This is a genomic window from Niastella caeni, assembly GCF_004834005.1.
Classification (GTDB): Bacteria; Bacteroidota; Bacteroidia; order Chitinophagales; family Chitinophagaceae; genus Niastella; species Niastella caeni.
This window is the reverse complement of the sequence record NZ_STFF01000003.1, coordinates 903,813-927,498: the sequence shown is the minus strand read 5'-3', so window position 1 is coordinate 927,498 and position 23,686 is coordinate 903,813. Positions and strand designations below refer to the sequence as shown.

At 43.0% G+C, this 23,686-nt stretch carries 20 protein-coding genes and 1 pseudogene; 17 read left to right on the top strand and 4 right to left on the bottom strand.

Going from position 1 to position 23,686, the window contains the following annotated elements:
- The first annotated feature begins 176 nt into the window (after window positions 1-176).
- From FAM09_RS14810 to FAM09_RS14785, 7 genes are all read left to right on the top strand, one after another.
- Window positions 177-875, top strand: a complete 699-nt coding sequence (locus tag FAM09_RS14810) for a HEAT repeat domain-containing protein (RefSeq protein WP_136577889.1) — start codon at window positions 177-179, stop codon at window positions 873-875.
- A gap of 132 nt (window positions 876-1,007) precedes the next feature.
- Window positions 1,008-1,388, top strand: a complete 381-nt coding sequence (locus tag FAM09_RS14805; protein ID WP_136577888.1) for a hypothetical protein — start codon at window positions 1,008-1,010, stop codon at window positions 1,386-1,388.
- Window positions 1,388-1,498, top strand: a complete 111-nt coding sequence (locus FAM09_RS31565; protein WP_208025565.1) for a CPCC family cysteine-rich protein — start codon at window positions 1,388-1,390, stop codon at window positions 1,496-1,498. The genes FAM09_RS14805 and FAM09_RS31565 overlap by 1 nt, the downstream gene beginning before the upstream one ends.
- Window positions 1,470-1,661 carry a CPCC family cysteine-rich protein gene (locus tag FAM09_RS31560; protein WP_394347812.1) on the top strand — a complete coding sequence of 64 codons (192 nt, stop codon included), beginning with the start codon at window positions 1,470-1,472 and terminating at the stop codon, window positions 1,659-1,661. Before FAM09_RS31565 ends, FAM09_RS31560 begins: the two co-directional genes overlap by 29 nt.
- Before the next feature lie 211 nt (window positions 1,662-1,872).
- Window positions 1,873-2,802 (top strand): hypothetical protein, encoded by a 930-nt coding sequence (locus tag FAM09_RS14795; protein ID WP_136577887.1) that lies wholly within the window; start codon window positions 1,873-1,875, stop codon window positions 2,800-2,802.
- 214 nt (window positions 2,803-3,016) lie between these two features.
- A complete protein-coding gene (locus FAM09_RS14790) occupies window positions 3,017-3,670 on the top strand; it encodes a DUF4279 domain-containing protein (RefSeq protein WP_136577886.1) in 654 nt (217 codons plus the stop codon).
- A 149-nt stretch (window positions 3,671-3,819) separates the two neighbouring features.
- Complete coding sequence (locus tag FAM09_RS14785) at window positions 3,820-4,422, top strand: hypothetical protein (protein WP_136577885.1); 603 nt, start codon at window positions 3,820-3,822, stop codon at window positions 4,420-4,422.
- Between the two features lie 282 nt (window positions 4,423-4,704).
- Here the strand turns inward: FAM09_RS14785 and FAM09_RS14780 are convergent, their stop codons facing one another.
- Together FAM09_RS14780 and FAM09_RS31240 are read right to left on the bottom strand one after the other, a co-directional pair.
- The gene (locus FAM09_RS14780; RefSeq protein ID WP_136577884.1) at window positions 4,705-5,892 is read right to left on the bottom strand and encodes an IS91 family transposase; all 1,188 of its coding nucleotides are present in this window, start codon (window positions 5,890-5,892) and stop codon (window positions 4,705-4,707) included.
- 3 nt (window positions 5,893-5,895) lie between these two features.
- Window positions 5,896-6,759, bottom strand: a pseudogene (locus FAM09_RS31240) (tyrosine-type recombinase/integrase).
- Between the two features lie 571 nt (window positions 6,760-7,330).
- Here FAM09_RS31240 and FAM09_RS14770 point away from each other — a divergent pair.
- Window positions 7,331-8,260, top strand: coding sequence for an NAD(P)-dependent alcohol dehydrogenase (locus FAM09_RS14770; protein ID WP_208025562.1), 930 nt, complete (start codon window positions 7,331-7,333; stop codon window positions 8,258-8,260).
- Window positions 8,261-8,317: 57 nt separating this feature from the next.
- Here FAM09_RS14770 and FAM09_RS14765 read toward each other — a convergent pair whose 3' ends face one another.
- Window positions 8,318-8,929 carry a hypothetical protein gene (locus tag FAM09_RS14765; RefSeq protein WP_136577883.1) on the bottom strand — a complete coding sequence of 204 codons (612 nt, stop codon included), beginning with the start codon at window positions 8,927-8,929 and terminating at the stop codon, window positions 8,318-8,320.
- A gap of 198 nt (window positions 8,930-9,127) precedes the next feature.
- Here FAM09_RS14765 and FAM09_RS14760 point away from each other — a divergent pair, with 198 nt between their 5' ends.
- The 7 genes from FAM09_RS14760 to FAM09_RS14730 all read left to right on the top strand — a co-directional run bounded on the left by FAM09_RS14760 (window position 9,128) and on the right by FAM09_RS14730 (window position 19,512).
- Window positions 9,128-9,619, top strand: coding sequence for a hypothetical protein (locus FAM09_RS14760; protein ID WP_136577882.1), 492 nt, complete (start codon window positions 9,128-9,130; stop codon window positions 9,617-9,619).
- 272 nt (window positions 9,620-9,891) lie between these two features.
- Window positions 9,892-12,717: a glycoside hydrolase family 95 protein gene (locus FAM09_RS14755; RefSeq protein WP_136577881.1), complete on the top strand. Its 2,826-nt coding sequence runs from the start codon at window positions 9,892-9,894 to the stop codon at window positions 12,715-12,717.
- Window positions 12,718-12,931: 214 nt separating this feature from the next.
- Window positions 12,932-16,549, top strand: coding sequence for a malectin domain-containing carbohydrate-binding protein (locus FAM09_RS14750; protein WP_166437151.1), 3,618 nt, complete (start codon window positions 12,932-12,934; stop codon window positions 16,547-16,549).
- Window positions 16,550-16,836: 287 nt separating this feature from the next.
- Window positions 16,837-17,373, top strand: a complete 537-nt coding sequence (locus FAM09_RS14745; protein WP_136577880.1) for a hypothetical protein — start codon at window positions 16,837-16,839, stop codon at window positions 17,371-17,373.
- Between the two features lie 116 nt (window positions 17,374-17,489).
- On the top strand, window positions 17,490-17,996 hold the full coding sequence (locus tag FAM09_RS14740; RefSeq protein ID WP_136577879.1) for a hypothetical protein: 507 nt from the start codon (window positions 17,490-17,492) through the stop codon (window positions 17,994-17,996).
- Between the two features lie 584 nt (window positions 17,997-18,580).
- Window positions 18,581-18,823 carry a hypothetical protein gene (locus FAM09_RS14735; RefSeq protein ID WP_136577878.1) on the top strand — a complete coding sequence of 81 codons (243 nt, stop codon included), beginning with the start codon at window positions 18,581-18,583 and terminating at the stop codon, window positions 18,821-18,823.
- Between the two features lie 74 nt (window positions 18,824-18,897).
- Complete coding sequence (locus FAM09_RS14730; RefSeq protein WP_136577877.1) at window positions 18,898-19,512, top strand: hypothetical protein; 615 nt, start codon at window positions 18,898-18,900, stop codon at window positions 19,510-19,512.
- Window positions 19,513-19,925: 413 nt separating this feature from the next.
- Here the strand turns inward: FAM09_RS14730 and FAM09_RS14725 are convergent, their stop codons facing one another.
- Window positions 19,926-21,350, bottom strand: a complete 1,425-nt coding sequence (locus FAM09_RS14725; protein WP_136577876.1) for a pectate lyase — start codon at window positions 21,348-21,350, stop codon at window positions 19,926-19,928.
- A 237-nt stretch (window positions 21,351-21,587) separates the two neighbouring features.
- Between FAM09_RS14725 and FAM09_RS14720 the strand changes: the two genes are divergently transcribed.
- Both FAM09_RS14720 and FAM09_RS14715 read left to right on the top strand, forming a co-directional pair.
- A complete protein-coding gene (locus tag FAM09_RS14720; RefSeq protein WP_136577875.1) occupies window positions 21,588-22,691 on the top strand; it encodes a glycoside hydrolase family protein in 1,104 nt (367 codons plus the stop codon).
- Window positions 22,692-22,803: 112 nt separating this feature from the next.
- Complete coding sequence (locus FAM09_RS14715) at window positions 22,804-23,652, top strand: hypothetical protein (protein WP_136577874.1); 849 nt, start codon at window positions 22,804-22,806, stop codon at window positions 23,650-23,652.
- Window positions 23,653-23,686: the final 34 nt, after the last annotated feature.

The window sequence follows — 23,686 nt, the reverse complement described above, 5'->3', positions numbered from 1 at the left end:
AACATCAGCTATGGGCAGGCATCAACTGAGGTTCGGGCACGACGTTAAATGTTCACTTTAGTTCTTAACTTCAACAATATATTTTCAAATGGGCATTTGTATCGGGCGGAACAATCAATGAATTCCCTGTCTTCGCAAATACTCGAACGTTATGCGCAATTTGCACAGTCTTAATTATGACACGACCGGACACATTATATGGTTTAGACATTCCGTACGACAAACCGGTAGACGAACTTGTTCAACTTACCAAAGAACCACCACCCGTTTGCTGGAATGCTTATACTGCACTTGCTCTCAACAGTTCAGACAAAGCTATTAACGCATTAAGCGGTTTGCTGACAAATCAAGACTGGACACATCTTCGTTCTGCTATTGAGGCGATTGGTAAAAATGAAAAGGGAATTCAATTAGAAGACAAACTGCTTGCTTACTTGGACAACCCACATCAATTTGTTGTGACAGCAGCAATAAACGCTTTATCAAATTTGAAGAGTGCAAAAGCTCATAACAAGATAAAATTATTGACTAAAGCAGAAAACATAGAAGTTTGTAAGACAGCCATTACGGCACTATCAAATATTTGGTCAGTTTCTGACTTTGACTTCTTGCTTCAACTTGACAAACTTACCAGAGACGAAAGTGTAAGAAAAAGTATTGGTTTTGTTTTAGCGGAGCATGTTGATAAGAACAATTGGAATGACTTCTTTACTCATTACAACAGTGACAGCATCGCAAGACACAGAGAGTGGTCGTTGTGTTTTGCCGGCGAATTTGCAAATGACGAAAAGCTTATTGAGCCATTTCTAAACGACAAAGACGGACACATTCGTAAACGAGCACAAGCATTCATTAAGACAACAAAAAGCGCCTAACATTGGTTTTCTGCTATGCTGGCTGACACTGCTCACCTCAACATTTGTAATTCTATTTATCTTTAGTAACTTATTCGGCTGACGAGCTATGAATTTCAGCACAGCAGAAAGCCCGAGCCGTTGTGTACTATTATGACAGACCGAAAATCTATATTCAACTATAAGGCTCAGACTGCAACTGTTAGGTCATGGGACGACATTGAAGAGCATTTCACTAAATGGTTTCAGGGACAGTACCAAGACAATATTGCCCTGCTTGTTAAACACATTAAAATGTCAGGGCTATCTCAACGCCTTTTTGGATATACATCAATGGACAAATTAGTTGTTGGCATTTACAATCCTATGGAGTGGAATAGAGAAGCTCTTCACATTGAGTTTGATGTCGAAGGACAAAAGTGGTGGTTTAAATATTATCCAAAACCAAATGAGCCAGTCGAGTTTGAAAGGCAATATCCTGCCAACAAGGGAATTGAAAAGTTTGACAATTTCATCAAAATGATTAACTGGTAATGAAGTTTGGTTGCCCTTGTTGTGGTTATAAGACATTTAAGCATGAACCAAATGGTTCTTATGACATTTGCCTAGTATGTTATTGGGAAAACGACCCTATTCAAACTTGATGACCCAAACTATGAAGGCGGAGCAAATCCAATGTCTTTAAAACAAGCACAGCGAAACTTTATAGAATTTGGAGCATGTGATAGAGAAATGTTATCTAATGTAAGGCAACCATCAAAAGACGAACAAAGAGACGAAAATTGGAAACCACTCGACGGAAAATAACAGCACACAACATGAGGTTTTCTGCTATGCTGGCTGACGGATATATACTGATCGTTCCGTTCGCTTATCATCTGCAGTCCGGGCTGAACGAATAAAGCCGAGTAACAGGATATAATTTCAACTGCAGTAACTTTACTCAGCATCGGTTCGGGCTGACTAATCACGGAATATCAGCACAGCAGAAAGCCCTGCCCGTTATATGCCATTGTAAATGCCACTCCAAACAACTTTACAAGCCTTATCAGACCTGACCAAGACATTTACCTACAAAACCATTGGCGACAAATATGAAACCGCTTATGGCGACATTGTTATTGACAACTTTAAAAACTCTGAATTATTTTGGCAACGCTTTGTTACTCCAATTACAAAAAGAATTGATAGCGCTGTAATAAATCCAAATGACAAAATTAGACCCAGACAAAATATAAGTTTAGACTTGCAAGAACTGTCGTCCATTCATTATTCTGTGTTTCTGAACTTAGTATATGCGGGACAATGCTTGACTAATAAACACTTTTCCTATTTTGAAAACTTTTATGCTCATTTGGGAAGTGCTTGTGACCTGGCCGAAGAGTTTCTGACCCAACTATATTTTATTAGTCTTGAATGCGAGGAAAAACAGACTACTGTTTTAGAAAAACTTAGCAAAGGGAAGTTCCTTGATATTGCAAAAGATTGGTATGACAAATACTATGCAAGCACATATCAACACTATTTAAGTAAAGGAAAGACCGCCCCAATAAAGTTAATAAGCCGAGCAAACATACTAGACGAATATTTTTCAAAGTCAAAGGAATGGAAAGAATACTCCACTACAGCTTTACAAATAAGGACTTATAGAAACGTAGTTGTTCACAATACACAAATTGCAAGTATTTGGGAGGGTAATCAAGTTTTTGTACCAAAAAAGACAAAGATTCAAAACTATAAAAAGTGGTATCAAGTTTTTTCTGTTAAGCAAGACAGATTTCCACATGACTTTATTGACAGAGACCAGCAAATGCACAATGACTTTGTTGAACTGAAGGAAAAATTAAATGCACTTTGGGAAAAACCATTAAAGCATTTTGAGACATTGGTGTTTGTTGACAAAAACAAAAAACTGCTGAACAAGTATGACATTGAGTATACCGACTAACAACGGCATATAACAGGCAGTTTTGCGTCAGCAGGGGGCAACGAATAAATCCTCATCGGCAGTGCTACTATCAGCTACATATCCAGCTGACCGAACACGGATTAGCAACAGAATATATTTTCAACTTCAGTATCTTTAATCGGCTGCAGTTCCGGGCTGGACGTTTTTCAAATACCCTGCCGAACGCAAAGCTGTGGCCGTTAGCAGTAATAGTATGACCGACCAACAAGCCATAGAACTTATAGAAAAAGAATTCAAGGTAAAGACACTTGGGGTGACAGAACAGTATCTTGAAATTCATAGTCCAATTTATACCGACAACAAGCTCAAAGTTGACCGTATCGACCGTGACACTAAAGGCGAGTTTCTTATTGCTTACCTACCCGTGCTTGAAGAACGATTTTATTTCGCAGTTTATATTAACACAAAGACAAATGAAGGTACAGGTGTTGGAACAGAAGCATTTCATAGAGTTTACTTCAGAGCAACATCTGAAACGCTATCAGCGGACGAATTAAAAGCAATGACAAGTCTAACTCCAACAGAATTTTGGAATAAGGGCGACCTCAGAAAAAGCGGAAAATCGCATCATACTTTTAGCCATTTTGAAATTCTGCCTAATCCTGAGCCTGACGAGTTTGAAGACAAATTGAAAAAACTTCTTGACCTTTTAGAACAAGACAAAGACGGTATAAGACGACTTGTTGACAAAGCAAATGGCTATATTCAAGTTGCTATGGATATTCATAACGGAAATGGAATGATTGGTGGACACAATATCGACACTGACGACATCAAAAGAATGAATGACTTAGGACTATCAATAAACTTTGACCTTTATGTTGGCGGTAAGAGCTTTAAAGACTAAAACTATTACTGCTAACAGGCGTTTGGCAAAAAAGCGGCCTCAGTGCTTAAATGAAGCTTTGTTCTTCGTATCAAGTTCAGTGCAGGCAGACAGTTTAGTGCCTCGAAATCCGCTTCTTCACCAAGCGCCAAAACGTTGCCTGCAATTATATGGACAAACTTTCCCTTAGAAAATATCGTAGACAAGGTAGCTTGGTTGACAATACTATCAATTCTCTTAAACAACTCACAAAGGCGGACAAAACGCCTAAAGGAAATACTAGCTTAACCCATAAAGGACTAATCAAGTCGGACAAAGAGTTTCTCGAATTTTTTATTGACGACAAACCTTTGTCATCATTGATTGACACTTTTTATAAATCGAAAGGTAGTATTTTGGACAGTTGGATTGGAGTTTTAGGCTCATCAGCAAATCGAAAAACTGATATAATTAAGGTCAAACAGTTTTTAGGGAAGAGTATTTCTGACAAAGAAATTAGACAGCTGTATCCTGACAACTGGACTGATGATGAATTTGAATGGTATTTAGAAAAGACCCGAGAAGAATTATCTAATCCTGAAATTTTGATTTACTGTTGTGCAGAATGTGGAGATTATGATTGCGGAGGTATCGCTATCACTATTGACAAAACTGACAATTCAGTTATCTGGACAATCTCGAACAGCGATGGTAAGCTGAAATTTGAGTTTGACAAGTATCTCTATTTTGAACTCTTTAACAGACATATTCAAAATTGCGAGTACCCAAAATAACTGCAGGCAACAACTAACCTTCGTCGGGTGCGAAGCGCCAACGATGAAGCTTAATGTTGCACGGAACCTTCGGTAGCCGGAATAATAATTATGGGGATTGCATTGGAGATAAAGATGCCTTAGCAGGCTTCGGGAGTATAATAGGGATGCCGGATAAACAGGTTGTTTTCTAAAAAGCGTTCAGTAACAATTATTTTACATTAACCATTGCTGGTATTTAGTATTCATAAGGGATTTGGCGGTCTGTTTCCTGACTTCTATCCAAAAAAATCCCAGGCCGCGCTACACAGCCGTTTTTGACAGAGCAGGATTAATACCATCTTTTAGTAATTCTTTTAACAGATACAATGGCGGCGGCCCACGGAAGTCAAAGCCCATTACATACTGCATGATCCCTTTTTTACAGCAGGGACATGTGCGTTCAATGGGTTGGGTAACTGTAACAGGTTGGATCACCGCAGCTTCGGGTTGCCCGGGATGTTGCAACTGTTTACAGATGACCGGCAGTGCTGTTACTTTCAGCTTGCTGCTCAGTATACCATAATGCCGGATGCGTACAAAGCCTTTGGGTAAAATGTGTAAAGCAAATCGTCTGATGAACTCCGTGGCATCCAGTGTCATTTGTTTTTGTACACCATCCTGACGATAGTCTTTATAAGTAAAGCTTACGGCATCATTACCTATATCGGTGATACGATGATTACTGATAGCTATTTTATGGGTATACCGGCCGAGGTATTCTATCACTTGAAGCGGGCCGCCGAACGGTCGCTTTGCGTATACTACCCAATTGGTTTGGAATAAGCTGTTAAAGAATGCTTTTGGTTCATTGGGTAATGCTTTGCGTAATGCTGCTACAAAACGAGCTCTAAAGACTGAACTGAGTGCTTTTACCGGGAACAAAAATTTGCCATTATTACGGGTGAACTTCCACACACAGTCTTTGGTAATTCCGCCAGCTGGAATAATACAATGCAAATGTGGATGCAGTGACAAGGTTTGCCCCCAGGTGTGCAATATGGTAATCATTCCGGTGGTGGCACCCAGGTATTTTTCATCTTCGGCAAATGATTGTATGGTACTCCATACTGTACTGAATAAAAGATTATAAACCGTAGCCGGTTGATACAGGCATATCCTGTTGATGGCTTGGGGCAAAGTAAAAACTACATGGAAGTACGGAACCGGCAATAGATCGGCCTGGCGGGCTTCCATCCAGGCTTCCCGCTGCTGACCCTGACACTTAGGACAATGACGGTTACGACAACTATTGTAGCTGATATGCAGGTAGCCGCACTGATCGCACTGATCGCACTGATCGCACTGATCAATATGGCCACCCATATCGGCAGTACGGCAGCGGCGGATGGCATGCAGCGTACGCCATTGCCATCCGTTCAACTTCAGTTGTTCATTGGCCTTGTCCCAGTAACAGTTCAGTATAGTAGCGACCTCAAAGGCAGGCCGCATGGGTTATTTGCCATACAAGCGGTCAAGTGGACTAAGTGGTGGACGTTCTGATGGCTTAACCACATGCAGATAGATCATCGTGGTTTCAATACTTTCATGGCCTAATAGTTTTTGGATGGTCATGATGTCCGTACCGTCTTCCAGCAAATGAGTAGCATAGGTATGTCGAAGGGTATGTACCGAAACTTCTTTTTTAATACCGGTGTGCTTCACTGCTTCCTTAACGGCCCACTGCACACCGCGTTGGGAATACCGGCTATCGAAGTCGCCCCCTTTACGACCTTCAATAGAGGGGTCGCCTTTGCCATTGAATAGCCACTTTGTAGGTCGTTCGGCATCCAAATATTTTTTGATGCCATCGGCCAGCACACTTCCAATAGGTACATAACGGTCTTACTTACCTTTGCTTTGGCGAACGTGCACCATGCGGCGATTGAGATCAACGTCTTTGATTTGCAGCGTACGCACTTCCAGGCAACGCAGACCGCAATCATAGAGCAATCCAATGAGTATGCGATGCTTTAATAAGGTGGGTGCTTTGAGCAATTGTTTCATTTCTTCCCGACTGAGCACCACTGGTAATTTCTCCTGGCGCTCAATGGAAGGTAGTGCAACCCGTTTTTGGTCCAACCCTTCCAGGCGAAACAAGAAACGAAGACTAAACACCGTGTGTTTGAAGTAACTTTCAGATGGAGTATTGTGCTGTTGCTGTAACAGATACAGATAATCTTCGATTTGATCGTCTTCTAGTTCGGTTGGCAAACAATTCAAATGAAGGGCCATTTGAGCAAGATGACGGGCATAATTGTTTAGTGTGCTGGTACTGCGGCCCGAAGTTGACATACGCCGTTTTAATCGGCGGTACATGTCGGAAAATCCTTGTACATTAGTACATATCATTTATCTCAAAAAAAGTCCCGACAATATCTGCATAGACCTTTGTAAACGTAAGCGTGTACAAAAGGACTCGCTTGACGTTAACAATCCTAATTTTGGCAGTTGGGACCTTGACGTGACGACCCAAAAAATAAACGGGATATATCAAGACATTTCGGACGAAGACTCGCTAAAAAATATCAAAAAACTACTCTCAAGCATGACCTCGACCTATTCTAATTACGGAAAAGAAACTTACGACAGCGACATTTTAAAAGCTGACAAAAGTCAATGCGACCAACTTATGCAGACAATTGTGGAGAAGCTAAAATAATCTGTGTGCGGCTGGCGATTGCATAACAGTACCTTGCCAAAAGCGGGGCGAAAGTGGTAAAATGAACAGTAGAGCATTAATAAACATTTGTGCTTGCATGAAAGTTTGGTGCTCCGAAAGCCCCGCCTTCGGCAAGCTGCAAAACGTTTGTGGCAAGTGTAACGGACACCGTAAACGTGAGCAATAATTTCAAAACACAATATCACGAATAAAAAAATAAGATTTAGAATGACTGACAAAATGAAAGCAGTAATTTGCACAAAATACGGACCGCCTGAAGTTCTTCAAATTCAGGATGTAAATAAGCCGACAGTAAAAAAAAACGAATTACTTATCAAAATAATTGCTTCTGCTATAAATTCAGGAGATGTTAGAGTAAGAAGTCTTGATGTCAAGGGGTTTATGAAAGTGATTATGCGATTAGTTTTAGGTGTTTCAAAGCCGAGAAAGCCTATTTTAGGGACTGTTTTTTCAGGTGTTGTTGAAAGTATTGGTGACAAAGTTTCTAAATTCAGAGTTGGGGACAAGGTATTCGGTATGACAGGCTTTAAATTTGGGACTTATGCAGAATACATTGCCGTCAATCAAAACGGGAACGTAATTGAAATGCCCACCAATGCCACTTTCGAAGATGCGGCAACTATCATTTTTGGCGGACAAACAGCAATCCACTTTTTGGATAAAGCAAAGATAGCCCAACGACCAAACGCAAAAATTTTGATTATTGGGGCTACGGGTTCTGTAGGGGCAGCAGCAATCCAAATAGCAAAACATTACAACACTGACATAACCGCTGTTTGTAGTTCCGAAGGACAGAACCTTGTTCGTGAATTGGGAGTTACGAACATTGTCCAATACGACAAAGAAGACTTTACCAAACAAAAAGACAAATTTGATATAATCTTTGACGCTGTTGGTAAAACCACTAAAAAGGAATGTAGAAATCTCTTGAACGAAAACGGTGTTTACAAAAGTGTCAGTTCAGGATATGCTTCGGAAACTAAACAACAACTACAACTATTAAAAGAACTATTTGAAAAAGGAGAGTTAAATGCAGTAATTGACAAAACCTTTAATATGGACGAGATAATAGACGCACATAGATATGTTGACACAGGACGAAAAAAGGGTAATGTAGTGTTAAAAATTAACGAATGACAAGAACACATGCCTCCAACACGGGTTTTGGGGAATCCCTCTCTACTCTTCTTCAACTTACCTTCCCACCCGCAACGACAACGGTGCAAAGTCAGTATCCTTTACAGTAATTAAACCGTATAATGTTTCTCCATTTGCAATTGGTCTTTGCGTAATATCATAAGCGGTCAACTCTTCTCTGAATCTTTTGTTGGCAGTAGAGGCCACAGCCACGTTAATTATAGCCAAACCGGGACCAATTACCAATCCAATCGGATACGATTTACTGCTATTGAAATCGGAGACAGTAAGCTTCGTGGGCGACAGTAACAAATAAAACAGGTGATAAGGAGCTACTTGTCTTATTCTGAATGTAGCAACATCTGTTTCAAGCAATCGAACTTCACTATTGCCTGAATAGATCTTGAAGTTGGTGCCATACACGAGCGTTTGTCCTGTATTGTTGTAGATCTTTACCGCCACCACCCGCATGCCATATTTTGCTTCTTTTTTGGCCAGTTTTCTGTTTCTTGCTTTGGCAAGCACATTATATTGATAGGAAAAAGTACTGTCGTCGCCAATCGACTGGTAACGCAGCATGGGGGGATTGACAGGTTTATAACTTGCGGCACAAGATGTTAACAGGGCCATAATAGTAATGGCAACTACGGTATTCAGGCGCTTGATCATAATTTGTATAAATAACGCTTAAATATATATATAATTCCGTGTATGACGGGAATGAATTGGTAAACGTGCTATTTGGCCAATAAGTGTGCAGTTTTGGGGCATAAGTGTGTACATTCAGGCAAAAATTGTGATTGGCAGGTAAGGCCAGGCAGAGATAAAATCGAATCGGGATTACATATAACGCTACTTTTTTCAGCTATGAAAATATTATCAATTTTATCATCCTTTTTATTGTGTATTGTTATATCCTCCTATGCTCAATTCAATGACAAATATGACACGGTAGATTGTTTGAAGGTGCGTATTAACCAATTGCCATTGGGTGAAAAGAAAAGCACGATAATCAAAGCTTTCGGAAAGCCGGCAAAGATCACAAAGGTAGAGTCAATAGATGAGGAATGGTACGACTATCATTATAAAGGATCTATAATTCAGGTCTCGCCCGATGGATATCTGCATGGGTTTGAAATCTCTGACGCTGATTTTGTATTGACCTATAGATCTACCAAGATAAAAATAGGTGATTCTGTAAGCGTACTTAAGAAATTGTTCCCGAAATCTTATAAAGAATTCAACGTAAAAAAATCAAAATATTTGCGTACGAGATTTGGAGATACGGATGAATATCTGCTGTTTGGTATCAGGAATAATAGGATTGTACATTTCAAAAACTGGTTTGATAATACTTAAGAAATCCTTAAACCCGATATACCGGTATTGAGCGATCCTGAACAATATCCGCCATGCCGGATAAAATAACTTCAAACCATACACCACGATCCAAAACCGTCTCCCCGACACTTTTTATTTTTACTAATGAGTGCATACCCGGCAACTGGAAACCGGTAACATTATTTATTTATTGCCCACCTTTGTGCCCAAAACCCCGTCTAATTAAACTAAAAACTTTAAACTATAAACGTTAAACTATAAACTTTAAACTATAAACTATCTTGCCCGGTATGCATCTGAAAACATGGCTTTGTAATTCCCTTTTATTGTCGGCTTTTAGCCCTTTTTCAAGCGCCTTTGCCCAACGCCAGCCTCAATCCTTGTGGTATCAGCAACCTGCCGCTGCATGGACGGATGCGCTGCCGCTCGGGAATGGCCGCCTCGGCGCCATGGTCTTTGGCGGTATCAATGAAGAACATCTTCAGTTGAATGAGGAAACTTTGTGGAGTGGCCGTCCACGTAATTACGCACGTCCGGGAGCTGTGCAATACCTGCAACCCATACGGCAATTACTGGCCGATGGCAAACAGGCTGAAGCAGAAACAATGGCAGAGAAATATTTTATGGGAACGAAAGATCCCGATGACAGCTCCTATAAAATCCAAAAAGATACCTGGTTTGCAGCGGTACGGAATCAAACGGAACCGGCTGCTGCAAACTTCAATGATAATAACTGGACAACCATGCAACTGCCTACACCCGAAGGGTGGGAGCGGGCGGGATTGATGGGCATGGATGGCGCCTTGTGGTTCCGCACTTCTTTCACCGTTCCATCAAAATGGTTGGGTAAGAACCTGGTGCTTGACCTCGGTCGCATCCGCGATATGGATTTTACCTATGTAAATGGTAAACTCGTTGGGGCCGACGAAGGTATTAGTAAGAAAAGAAAATATACTGTTCCTGCTTCGGCTTTTATAGAAGGAAAAAATACCCTGGCCATCCAGGTCATTAACTTTTTTGATAAAGGCGGTTTGATCGGCCTGAAAGGTACCACCAGGCCGCTGATCGTTTATCCCGAGGGTAATGAGGCCGATTCTGTGGCGCTTAATTCCTGGAAATATTCCATTCAAAACGATAATCCGCCTACACTTCCTCGTTATGAAGCTGAGTACCTGCCTTTCGGCGACGTATATTTTCGCTTCGCCCAAGGCAATAACAGCTCCAATTACAAACGCTCACTGGATATCGACAGCGCCCTTTCAAAAATTTCTTATACGGTTGATGGTACTACCTATACCCGCGAATATTTTATCAGCGCGCCGCATCAATGCCTGGTTATGCGTTTATCCGCCAGCAAACCCGGCGCTCTGTCGCTGCAGGCGTTGCTGAATACGCCGCATAAAAAATACGTGTTGAAGAAAGTCGATGATCATACACTGGCATTGTCGTTGGAAGTGAGCAATGGCGTATTAAAAGCGGTTGGTTATTTGTATGCTGTTGCTACCGGTGGCAAACTAACGGTGAGCGATACGGCTATTAACCTGCAACAGGCTTCAGCGGCTACGTTTTACCTGGTGGCGGCTACCAGTTTTAAAAATTATAAAGATGTATCGGGCGATCCGGTGGCCGGTTGTAAGTTGGCTTTGGCGCGTGTTAAGAACATTCCATACAGCACCCTGAAAGCGGCCCATGTAAAAGAATATCGTCAACTGTACAATACGTTTTCATTTACGGTGCCAACTGGTAAAAATGCGGCATTGCCTACCGATCAGCGCATAAAGCAATTCTCCATGCAGAACGATGCTTCGTTGGTCTCCCTGTTTTTGATGTACAGCCGCTACCTGCTTATTTCTTCTTCCCGGCCAGGTACGCAACCGGCTAACTTGCAGGGCATCTGGAACGATTTGATGACGCCGCCCTGGGGCAGCAAATACACTACTAACATTAACCTGCAAATGAATTACTGGCCTGCTGAAGTGTTGAATCTCTCTACCTGTACGCAGCCTTTATTTCAATTGATGAAAGAAGCGGCGGAGGCGGGTAGTCAAACGGCGAAAGAACATTATGGCGCGCCCGGCTGGGTGTTGCATCACAATACCGATCTGTGGCGGGGTACGGCGCCGATCAATGCGGCCAATCATGGGATCTGGGTTACCGGCGCTGCCTGGTTGTGTTTGCATAGCTGGGAACATTTCCTCTTCACGCAGGATACGGCATTCCTGCGCCAACAATATCCCGTTATGAAGTCCGCCGCTGAGTTCTTCGAAAAGTTCCTGGTAAAAGATCCAAAAACAGGTTGGTTGATCAGTACGCCGTCTAATTCGCCCGAGCAGGGTGGGTTAGTGGCTGGTCCTACCATGGACCACCAGATCATTCGCGAGCTGTTTAAGAATTGTATTGCTGCTGCTGCAGTGTTAAAAACAGATGCCGCTTTTGCTGAAACCCTGAAAGATATAATTCCGCAAATAGCGCCAAATAAGATCGGTAAGCACAATCAATTGCAGGAGTGGATGGAAGATGTGGATGATGTTCGTAACCAGCACCGACACATTTCACATTTGTGGGGTGTGTATCCGGGCACTGATATTACCTGGCAGGATTCTGCGATGATGAAAGCGGCGCGGCAATCGTTGTTGTATCGCGGTGATGGTGGTACCGGCTGGAGCCTGGCCTGGAAAGTGAACGTTTGGGCGCGCTTTAAAGACGGCGATCATGCATTGACGATGATCAAGAATTTGTTCACCCCGGCAATCAGTGAGCTTGGTTATGAAAGAGGTGGTGTTTATAATAATTTGTTCGATGCGCATCCGCCGTTCCAGATCGATGGTAATTTTGGTGGTTCTTCCGGTATTGCTGAAATGCTGATCCAAAGCCATACCGGCGTTATTGAATTGTTGCCGGCCTTACCAACTGAATTGCCCGATGGAGAAGTGAAAGGCATTCGTGCCCGCGGTGGTTTTGAAGTAGACATAACCTGGAAGCAGGGGAAATTGCAACAGGTTAAAGTGCTGTCTACTACAGGTAATTCCTGTCGCCTTAAATATGGTACGCAGGAAATTCAGTTTGCTACGAAGAAGAATGGTAGTTATACTTTTAATGGGAGCCTGAAGAAGTAACCAGTTACGAACCCTGAGCGAAGTCGAAGGGGATTCATGCGATAATCCTGAGCGGAGTCGAAGGATGAGCGGAGTCGAAGGATGAGCGGAGTCGAAGGATGGGCGGAGTCGAAGGATGAGCGGAGTCGAAGGATGGGCGGAGTCGAAGGATGAGCGGAGTCGAAGGATGGGCGTAATAGAAGTAGAGTGGTGTTATGTATAAATATTGAATATTATGTTCCGAACCACAATAAAAATCTTGCTTTTTCTTTTTGCTTTTGTGTATGCAGGAGGTGTATGGGCGCAGATGTCTTCATTACGGCACGACATTTTATTAAATAATTACTGGCAATCCATTGCCAACGACAGCAACCTTCATGCATATGATGGGTTTGAGGATCCTGCTTTCAATACGGCCGGCTGGCAAGCTGTAAGCGTACCGCACAACTGGGATGCATACGAAGGGTACCGCCGCTTTCACCATGGTAACCGGCACGGTTATGCCTGGTATCGCAGGAATTTTTCTGTGTTGCGTAAAGAAAAGAACAAGCGCTATTTTTTATGGTTTGAAGGGGTGGGCTCTTTTGCTACCGTTTGGGTTAATGGCAAAAAAGCAGGTGAGCATGCCGGTGGCAGAACCACATTTACGCTGGATGTTACTGACCTTATCGTTGATAACAACCAGCCGAACCTGTTAGCCGTGCGGGCCGATCATCCGGCCAATATCAATAACCTGCCCTGGGTTTGCGGCGGTTGCTCCGATGAACGGGGTTTTAGCGAAGGCTCTCAACCTATGGGTATTTTCCGCCCGGTGCATTTGATTACGACGAATGCAGTTCGGGTAGAACCGTTTGGCGTGCATATCTGGAGCGATTCGGCGTTGTCGGAAATGTCGGCGAAGCTGCACCTGGCAACAACAATTAAAAATTACAACAATAAACCCGTTACCATTACTGTTACGCAACGCCTGTTGAACAAAGCGCGGCAATTAGTGGCGGGAATAACTTCAAAAAGTATGCTGAAGCCCGGTAGTGTGGTGGTTACAAAACAACACCTTCCCGGGATCAAATCGCCGCATTTGTGGTCGTTGAGCGATCCGTATTGTTATACGCTGGTGACGGAAGTAGTAGAGAATGGTAAAGTGATCGATGTTGAAGAAACGCCTTATGGCATTCGATGGATAAGCTGGCCCATTGGCAGAGCGGGCGCTTCCAAACAATTCTTCCTGAACGGCAAACCGGTCTTCATTAACGGGATTGCCGAGTATGAACATTTGATCGGCAACAGCCATGCCTTTAGCGATGTGGCTGTTAAAGCCCGCGTACAGCAAATTAAAGCGGCCGGCTTCAATGCTTTCCGCGATGCGCACCAGCCGCATAATCTGCGCTATCAATATTTGCTCGATAGCATGGGCATCCTTTGGTGGACGCAGCTCTCCGCTCACGTGTGGTACAACACGCCTGAGTTTAAAAAGAACTTCAAAACCTTGCTGAAAGAGTGGGTGATAGAACGTCGTAATAGTCCGTCCCTGGTATTATGGGGTTTGCAGAATGAAAGCAAGATCCCTGAAGATTTTGCCCGGGATTGCACTGAGCTCATTCGTGAACTTGATCCTACGACCTCGTACCAACGAAAAGTAACTACCTGCAACGGCGGCGAAGGAACTGATTGGGACGTGCCGCAGAACTGGACGGGTACTTATGGCGGCAATCCCGCCATATACGACAAAGATGTCATTCGCCAGCAATTGATCGGCGAATACGGCGCCTGGCGTACGCTTGATCTGCATACCGAAGGTGGTTTTGCGCAGAACGGTGCGCTCAGTGAAGACCGCATGACGCAACTGATGGAAACAAAAGTGCGGTTGGCGGAGTCCGTTAAGGACAGTACCTGCGGTCACTTTTTCTGGTTGTATACCTCACACGATAATCCCGGTCGGGTGCAGAGTGGGGAAGGGTACCGTGAGCTGGACCGCATAGGGCCGGTGAACTATAAAGGCTTATTAACGCCCTGGGAAGAACCGTTGGATGTATTTTATATGTTCCGCGCCAACTATGCGCCAAAGGAAACATCGCCCATGGTGTACATTGCTTCGCATACCTGGCCCGGCCGCTGGGCAACACCTGGTAAAAAAGACGGGATTGTCGTTTACTCCAATTGCGATGAAGTGGAGTTGTTCAATGATGTAAATGGTATGTCGTTAGGTAAACGTACCCGCAATGGCGTCGGTACCCATTTTCAGTGGGACGGCGTTAATATCAATTACAATGTATTGTATGCAGCAGGGTATGTTAATGGGAAAAGAGTGGCGGTAGATTATATTGTATTACATCATTTGCCGAAGGCTCCGCACTTTGATGCTTTTTATAAAGATGTTAATTCCCGCCTGCCAACTGGCGGGGGAACTAGAGGGAGCATTCTCCCCCCTTCAGGGGGGCCGGGGGGGTATCTATACCGCGTCAATTGCGGTGGCCCCGATTACAAAGACAGTAATGGCAATACCTGGCTGGCTGATCGCGAAAGAAAATCATCAGACACCTGGGGGGCTGTTTCCTGGACAAAACAATTTCCGGGCATGCCGGCATTCTTTGCGAGTCAGCGCCAAACTTATGATCCCATTGCGGGTACGGTCGATTGGCCATTGTTCCAGACTTTCCGGTATGGCCTGCAGCAACTGCGCTATGAGTTTCCGGTGCCGGATGGCGATTACCGGGTAGAATTATATTTTACAGAACCCTGGTGGGGAACCGGCGGTGGCATGAATTGTAAAGGCTGGCGGGTGTTTGATGTAGCCATCAATGATAAGACGGTTATAAAGAACCTCGATATATGGGCGAAAGTGGATCATGATCGCGCATTGAAAGAAGTAGTGAATGTGCATGTTACGGGTGGACAATTATCTATTTCATTTCCACGTATTGCAGCCGGACAAGCCATTATTTCAGCCATTGCTATTGCAACAACCAATCAGCAGGCAAAAGCGGCTTTGCCATCACCTGCGCTGATTGGCAATTTGGTTGTAACTGATCCTGCATTAGCCCAAAAAGTAAAAGCGCAAACCTGGTTGAACACAGGAGATAAACAATATACTGACAGCAACATTGCATTTACCGCACTGCCACCGACCTTGTATGGTGCTGAGTGGATACAGATGCCTGGTAGAAGTGCTGCAGATGAATTATCCTTTACGCTCACTGCTGCCGCCGATGTGTTTATAGCAATGGATACCACGCTGCAATTACCGGAGTGGTTAAAAGATTATGAGGATACGAAAACTACGTTGCAGAACACGGCATCAGGAAATTTCAGGTTATATCGCAAACGTTTTAATGCAAACGCAACAGTGGCAATAGGCAGTAATGGCACTGCTGGAATTTCCTCTCCCCCTTTAGGGGGCCAGGGGGGTGTGTATTCCGTTATCGTTACGCCCGTCACCACCTTGCAACCTCCTTTCGATCAGAAACCTACCACCAGTTATAAAATGGACCAGGCCGTAACAAAGGGTGAAGGAACCACCAAACAAACCATCAATAAACGGGAAGCAGTGGTATTTACCAAACCTGCCGGCGCCCAGGTTGATCTGACCATCAATACAGGCGTAGGCGATGTGTATTCGCTTACGTTCCGGTATTTTTATCAGGGCACTGCACCACGCAAAGCCAGTTGGCAATTGATTGCTGCGGATGGTACCGTGATGAAAACCGAGCCCATGGAATTTACGAATACCCGCGAAGGAAAATGGAATTATATCACCACAACCACCGGCTCCATGATCAATGCCGGAAAGTATACTGTACGTATAACCGCTACTGATGCGGAGGGGGTGGCCATTGGGGGAGTGGATGTGCAGTAGGGTTATACGCTTGTATATTGATCTTAGCTTCATACGTATTTATAAAAATGCGCATCTGTTAAAAATCAGGTGAATACTAAAAAGTATTTATATTAGCGCACACTAAAGGATACTAATAACCCTAAACTTTCACATGAGAAATAACCTATTGCCAATAGTTCTATCTGGCATGCCTATGCCTTTATACAAGTTTCCCTCGAACAGGATTCGGGAACATCTTCACCCAAAGTCCGGAATAACATACTCCAGTTAATTAAGCATACTGTTTACTTAAGCAAGAAATAATTATGACAAAAAAGGCCTTTTTTGTTGCACAACTCCTGTTGGCTGTAATGCAGGCTGGCGCCCAGGATTATAGTAATAAGATCGATGTTATACCGCCTTCGCCCAATGCGGCTTCTTTGGGAGCTTACGGCGGCTTAACCCCCAACCTGGTAACAGGCGCGGCATCGGTGAGCGTTCCTGTTTATAGTTTAAAAGTGGCAGGCCATGATATTGGCGTAGCATTAAGCTATAGCAGCAGCGGTTTTAAGGTGGATGAATATACATCGCAAGTGGGATGTGGGTGGGCGTTAATTGCCGGGGGAATGATCTCGCGTGTTATTTATGATATCCCGGATGAAAGAGGGACCAGAACTTTGCCACCCAAGAGAATCAGTAATAACAATCCTGAGTTTAATGAATTTTTAAAGGAAGCCCGGTCCGATCTTGATTATGAAAAAAATACAGATGCGCAGCCTGATCAATTCTCATTCAATTTTATGGGTTATTCAGGGAAGTTCATACTGGACCGGACACTTTCGCCGGTAAATCAAAGGAAATAATTATGTGTTGAGCCCTGAGTATAATAAAGTTTACATCTACAAAAATGTAAATGGCGATGGTCAAACTATTGCTACCGTACCACTTAATATATTTTTAAATTACAAAGCAGAGTAATATGAGTTTAAAAACATTAATTCTTGTGTCAATAGTGTTTTGTAGTTGCCATTGTCTTTCTCAGTCTGTCGGCAAAAAGGTAAATACAAGTAGTCGAAATATATTTTACGTATCTTTTTTTGTGGATGGGAAGGAAAAAAAGATTGACAATCGGTTTAGTTTTACTATTGTCCACCATGACGATACGATAAAAGCCAAAATTAAAGGTCATTCTATTTTGGTACCAGAAATAAAAGATTTGTTAGACTATTCAATTATTTTCAAGTATAGAGAGTATTCTTTGTCCTTTAACAGGATTAGTAAAAAAATGCTGTTCCCTGCTCAAAACCATACATGGGAGTTTGGAATAGATAATCGACCTTTTGATGAATCAATGGATTTGATGACATCCCAAGAATATGAAAATGATAAAACTACCCGACAACTGCAATACTTACGGATACAACCAATGGAATTCGGTGATGGATTACGATTTATAAATAAGATCATCTACAATAAAAGTAAATAATTGGGATATGTTCAAAGACCGCTGATTGTGAGTTTAGTTTAAAATTTATCCGGAAAAGCGGACCGATCTCTGATGACGAAAAGGCTTTTTACAATGCACATGTCAGTGTAGTGCAGATAGCGAAGGTTTCGAAACAGTATTATGTTTTTAAAGGCGGGTTGGATTCCATCAGAAGTAAAAATCCTATGAGCGATACGATTTGGTTCAAACCAAGAATCAAATAATCGACATCACATAAAAAATCGGAGCTGTCTGGCTCCGATTTTTTTATGTATGCCGCATCAAACTTTTGATACCACCTCTTTATTTATGAGGCTAATTGCTTTTGCAAATCGGCTTTGAATTTAAATGCATCGGGAAATTCTTTAACAAGCTTCTTTTTATCGTCAGGGAGTTTTTCTATTTTACGGAATTGCGTGTGGCATCAATGGGACTGACTGTCCTTGATGGGTTGATGGAGCGGTTAATGGTTGGAAGAATCATCATACTGCGGATCTTATTGTAGGTGGAGTTCAGGCATTTTTTGCAGTAGATGGTTCCAGATAGATCCGAAGCCAACTGATTATGAAAACCCATATGCTGCAATGGGCAATAATCCGATATTATATTCAGATTTTTTAGGTGATACCAGTATATTTTGGAATGCGGCTGGAGCACAAATACATCGGGTGGACGATGGAAGCAAGACGAACTCCTATACAATTATCCCTGAGGACAGGCAAAAAAGTTTTGACATTATTGTTGGTGCCGGCGATGCAGTTAAAGCATATTACACAGATGACAAAGGTAATTTAATAGATTATATTTGCAGCGAAATTTCAGTTTGACCGGAACAACAAATTATAACGGTAGAACATATGCCGTTTCACAGGTTCACCCTGAACGCTAAAACTTAATCTGTATGAATAAAAACTGTATTGTTTTGCTATTCCTGGCACTTTTTTCTTTTGCCTGCAACAATGAAAGCAATCAGAGCAGCAGTAGTAATAGTATTGGCAGGGATTCTTCTGCTGTTAGTAACGATATGCTAACAAAAGATAGTAATCAAATTTCTCCCGACTGTACCAATACTATTATGGCGTTTTTAAAATGGTATAAAACGAACTATGAAATAGTGAATCCCATGCAGGATGCAGTAGTAAGTTTGAAAGGGGATAGTGCAAACGCTATATATAGGGTAGACTTCGATGCTGCAGAAAAATACCTGGCCACGCTTCGTGCTTCCGGCTTTTTTTCGGAGCGGTTTTTACAGAGAACGCTTCAATATTTTAAAGGAGCAGATGTAAACCTCGTCAAGACCAAGCAAAATGATGGGCCGCCGGAAGGATTTGAATTCGATTTTTTACTCCTGACACAGGAATCAGAATCACTTTTAGCGCATTATAAATCTTCAAAAACAGCATTCATCGCCCCGAATCAGGTAAAACTTGTTTTGCCTGAAAATACTTTATTTTTTACTGTACAGGTGCAACAGGGAAATTGCATAATTGATTCTATAGGCCTTGGAACAAAGTAAGGAGATGTCTCTTCTAATTTGACATCCGGAAATATCATTTCTGGGTAATTAAGTTGTTAGATGTTATGGTCAAATATTAATGGACTATCCTGTTCTTTTTGTAACCAATACTATCCATATTTTTAGGTAGACGCGTCATTTGGGGTATAAATGTGCAATAAAAGGCTCGTCGATGCAATGCTAACGGAAGCGTATGTACTAGTATTCAAATTATAAATTATTCATACAATCTATTTTCATTATGGCCAGGTGTGCCACCCCGGTAACTGCATTCCCCTGTAACCTGTAACCTGCAACTGCTTCCCTTGTAACTTGTATCTGTATTTGTTTTCCCGGCAACTGGCACCCGGCAACTGGTACCTGTATTCCTTGCAACCTGTAACCTGTAACCTGAAACTCCCACTCGCCACTCGCTACTTCCCACTCGCCACCAAACTATTCAAATAAACCTCCAGATTCGTATATCCCGAAGCATTAACCACATTTCCATCAAATGCATCTTTGGGGTTTAATTCATTCTTCAACTCCCACTCATCTGGCATCCCATCGCCATCGGTGTCGGGTAATGCTTTACCATTTTTATACGTTGCCCAGCCACCTACAGCGGCCGGACTGTCAATAATCCCTGCTTTCCCAAACGAGCCTTGTCCCGAAGCAATTTTATGTTCCACTTCATAAATGATGCGGATATCGGTAGAATCTCTTTTAGGCAACGTGGCGCCGGCGCCGGCCAGTACGGCTTTGTATGCTTCCTTGGCAATCTGGTTATTCATGATGCGCATTACCGGAAAAACAGTATCTGATTTCGCCCTGGCACGGCTACTGTCTGGCAATGCAGTAAGATCAACGCCCTGCCAGTTATTTTGAGTGAGCTCTCTGTTGCCCGCCATGTAATTGCCTGCGATGAACCATTCGCCTACCCGGTTATCGGGATTTCTTGCGTACTGGGCATGCACGAATCTCAGGGTATCGGCAGTGGCAGGCCCCGGTTGATAATAATTGTTCACAATATTTACCTTCGATACACCACCGGGAATTTTTATGTCGCCGCCATAGCAGGCGTTTTTGTTGCCCCAATTATAAATTACATTGTTGCGGTAATCAACGATCGCCATGGTATCATGCGCCCGTGCCCCGCTGAACCGTACGGTGCGGCTGTTCAAATGAGCCAGCAGGTTATGATGGTAGGAAGCGTATTGTCCGCCCCATACGCCGCCGTATGACCGATGTCCTTTGTGGTGCCCCGCTTCATACAGCCCTTCACTCACAATACACCATTGAATGGTGATGTTCTTTACATCGTATGCCGCTACACATTCTTCATTCGCCCAACTGAACGAACAGTGATCGATAATAATATCATGACAGTTCTCTATGTCTAACCCATATACTCCGGTGCGTAACGTACTGCCGGGCCTCGACCGGATGTAGCGAATAATAATATTTCCTTTATTGTCACCTTTGCCGGCGCCATTGATAATAAAAGAATGTCCCTTCAGGCAAATGCCATCGCCCGGTGCGGTTTGTCCGGCAATGGTCACATTCGATCTTTTTAACGTCAAGGGCGATGTCAATTCAATAATGCCTGAAACCTGGAACACAACCGTCAATGGTTCATCGGGGTAAGCTGCCAATGCGTGGCGTAAACTGCCAGGGCCATCATTCTGCAAATTGGTAACAGCGGCTACTTTACCGCCGCGCCCGCCGGTTGCATATTTACCATAGCCTTCGGCCCCAGGAAAGGCGATTAACTGGGCATTAGTATTTTTAAATGCAGTAATAGTAATAAGGGCAAGAAAGATGAACTTACCTGTAGGGGACTGGAAGCAATTTTTCATGACGGCTTGTTTTGTACGCACGATTTCAGCGATAAAAGTAATAAATAACTCTTAGACGTTTTCAAAACAGCATAAGTTGCGTAAACGTATCTTTACCCTTATATCTTTGCAAAAATGGATGCTCATGCCACGGCTCTGAGCGGGCTTGCCCTGAGCGAAGTCGAAGGGTCGAAGGGTAGAAGGGCTGAAACGCGCTAACTAAATGATAAATGAATTTGACCGACTAAAAAATTGATCTTGAAAAAGAGTATAGCTATTATTTTTCTGCAAGTAGGTGTTGTGATGGCATGGGCCCAACCCGCTCAAAAAACAGTGCCCGATTCGGTGATGCTAGCCGTGTATGAGCAGGTAAAAACCCCTTATAAATATGGCTTGGTAGTGGCGCCGGCTGACAATGGTAAAAAGCTCGATTGCCCAACCGTCTTTCGCAAAGGCAATACCTGGTTTATGACGTACGTAAATTTTGATGGCCGCGGCTATGAAACCTGGCTGGCGCAAAGTAACGACCTGTTGCATTGGAAAACGCTAGGCCGGTTGATGTCATTTTCTTCCGATACCACTTTATGGGACGCCAATCAAAAAGCCGGCTATATAGCGCTGCAGGATCTGCAATGGGGTGGGAGCTATCAATGGCAGCCGTACAATAAAAAGTACTGGATGTCATACTTCGGTGGCCGGGAATGTGGTTATGAAGCCGGGTTGTTATCCCTCGGTATGGCGTACACCACAAAAGATCCATCAAAGCCGCATGAGTTTCAACGTCAGTCGCAACCCATCTTAACTTCCAAAGACGCCGATGTGCGCTGGTGGGAAAATAAAAAGCAGTTCAAAAGCTCTGTTATCTGGGATAAGCAAAAAGTTACCGGTTACCCGTTTGTCATGTTTTATAATGCCAATGGCGATACGGCTATCGATAATAAGAAAACCCGCTGGTACGAACGCATCGGCATGGCGGTATCTAACGACATGATCAACTGGAAGCGGTTCCAAACAGAACCCGTCCTGCACCATCCTGCAGGCATTACCGGCGATGCGGTTATTCAACAGATCGGAAACGTTTACGTGATGTTCTATTTTGGCGCTTTCTGGCAGGATCGCAAAGGCGCCTTCAACCGGTTTGCCTGCTCATACGATCTCGTACACTGGACAGACTGGCAGGGCGATAACCTGATAGAATCTTCAGCTCCATACGATGAGCGGTTTGCCCATAAATCATTTGTGGTGAAACATAACGGGGTAGTATATCATTTTTATTGCGCTGTCAATAATAAAGATCAAAGAGGTATTGCGGTGGCTACGTCGGCTGATTTGGGAAAAAGTACAATTGAATTTGCTGATTAGTTAAAGAGAGAGCTGTAAGGTTCGCCATCATATCTTGAATAAATAGCAGGTACAAGCGAACCCCGATAAATCGGGGCAGGCTCTGACAGGTCTTTGCAAGTAAACATTAAATATGCAAAAAGTTATAATCTTCTCTTTACTGATAATTTTAGCCTTTACTGCCTGTCGGCACAACAACAGCAACTATCTGCAACTGATCGAAAATGATTGGAAGAAAGATAACCTGAAAGGCCGGGTTAAAAAGATCGTGAATAGCTATTCAGACCAAAACGGTCTATCTACGAAATTGGTTGAATACAATGAAAAAGGATTTAAAGTGCGGGAGGTTGATAGTTTCTTTGTCTCTGGTATCAAAAAGGTAGATGTGATTACCTATCAGTATGATACCATTAATGATCTAACGCTTATAAAGCGTTATGTGAATGGGAAACAAGAGCAAATGTGGCAAAAAAAATACGATCAGGCCGGCAATCTTATAGAAACTACAGTTGGGGTGTACAGAACAATATATACCTACGATAGAAAGAACCGGGTGTTGGAAGAACTGAATTACACTGACACTGCTCTGATGGCCAGGACCCGGTACGAATATGTAAGTAACGGCGGTAAAAAGTCAATTTATTTTGATCAACCAACAGGTATTAAAAGGATTGAAACATATGATGATGATACCATGCGAACGGAGAAAATATGGGATCAGGGCGGTGATTTAAGAAAGATCAGGCTGCATAAGAAAGACACAGCCGGTCATATAATTTATGCAGAAGAAAAAGATCCTGATAATAAGTTGCTGGGTTATTCCCGTAATTATTATAACCAGTATAACGACATGGTGATGATGGTTAATTTTGACGTAAAGAAGAATGCATTTGATACGCTGGTCATGAAATATACTTATGATAAAACAGGGAACTTCATCCCTGCTGATAGTACATGGAAGCGGGAGATTACCTATTGGTGAGGAGGGGAGTTCATAAGTTATTAAGTTTTTAGTT

Coding starts and splice junctions, on each gene's coding strand:
- FAM09_RS14810 (WP_136577889.1), top strand. CDS start 177: ATGACACGACCGGACACATTATATGGTTTAGACATTCCGTACGACAAA.
- FAM09_RS14805 (WP_136577888.1), top strand. CDS start 1,008: ATGACAGACCGAAAATCTATATTCAACTATAAGGCTCAGACTGCAACT.
- FAM09_RS31565 (WP_208025565.1), top strand. CDS start 1,388: ATGAAGTTTGGTTGCCCTTGTTGTGGTTATAAGACATTTAAGCATGAA.
- FAM09_RS14795 (WP_136577887.1), top strand. CDS start 1,873: ATGCCACTCCAAACAACTTTACAAGCCTTATCAGACCTGACCAAGACA.
- FAM09_RS14790 (WP_136577886.1), top strand. CDS start 3,017: ATGACCGACCAACAAGCCATAGAACTTATAGAAAAAGAATTCAAGGTA.
- FAM09_RS14785 (WP_136577885.1), top strand. CDS start 3,820: ATGGACAAACTTTCCCTTAGAAAATATCGTAGACAAGGTAGCTTGGTT.
- FAM09_RS14780 (WP_136577884.1), bottom strand. CDS start 5,892: ATGCGGCCTGCCTTTGAGGTCGCTACTATACTGAACTGTTACTGGGAC.
- FAM09_RS14770 (WP_208025562.1), top strand. CDS start 7,331: ATGACTGACAAAATGAAAGCAGTAATTTGCACAAAATACGGACCGCCT.
- FAM09_RS14765 (WP_136577883.1), bottom strand. CDS start 8,929: ATGATCAAGCGCCTGAATACCGTAGTTGCCATTACTATTATGGCCCTG.
- FAM09_RS14760 (WP_136577882.1), top strand. CDS start 9,128: ATGAAAATATTATCAATTTTATCATCCTTTTTATTGTGTATTGTTATA.
- FAM09_RS14755 (WP_136577881.1), top strand. CDS start 9,892: ATGCATCTGAAAACATGGCTTTGTAATTCCCTTTTATTGTCGGCTTTT.
- FAM09_RS14750 (WP_166437151.1), top strand. CDS start 12,932: ATGTTCCGAACCACAATAAAAATCTTGCTTTTTCTTTTTGCTTTTGTG.
- FAM09_RS14745 (WP_136577880.1), top strand. CDS start 16,837: ATGACAAAAAAGGCCTTTTTTGTTGCACAACTCCTGTTGGCTGTAATG.
- FAM09_RS14740 (WP_136577879.1), top strand. CDS start 17,490: ATGAGTTTAAAAACATTAATTCTTGTGTCAATAGTGTTTTGTAGTTGC.
- FAM09_RS14735 (WP_136577878.1), top strand. CDS start 18,581: ATGGGCAATAATCCGATATTATATTCAGATTTTTTAGGTGATACCAGT.
- FAM09_RS14730 (WP_136577877.1), top strand. CDS start 18,898: ATGAATAAAAACTGTATTGTTTTGCTATTCCTGGCACTTTTTTCTTTT.
- FAM09_RS14725 (WP_136577876.1), bottom strand. CDS start 21,350: ATGAAAAATTGCTTCCAGTCCCCTACAGGTAAGTTCATCTTTCTTGCC.
- FAM09_RS14715 (WP_136577874.1), top strand. CDS start 22,804: ATGCAAAAAGTTATAATCTTCTCTTTACTGATAATTTTAGCCTTTACT.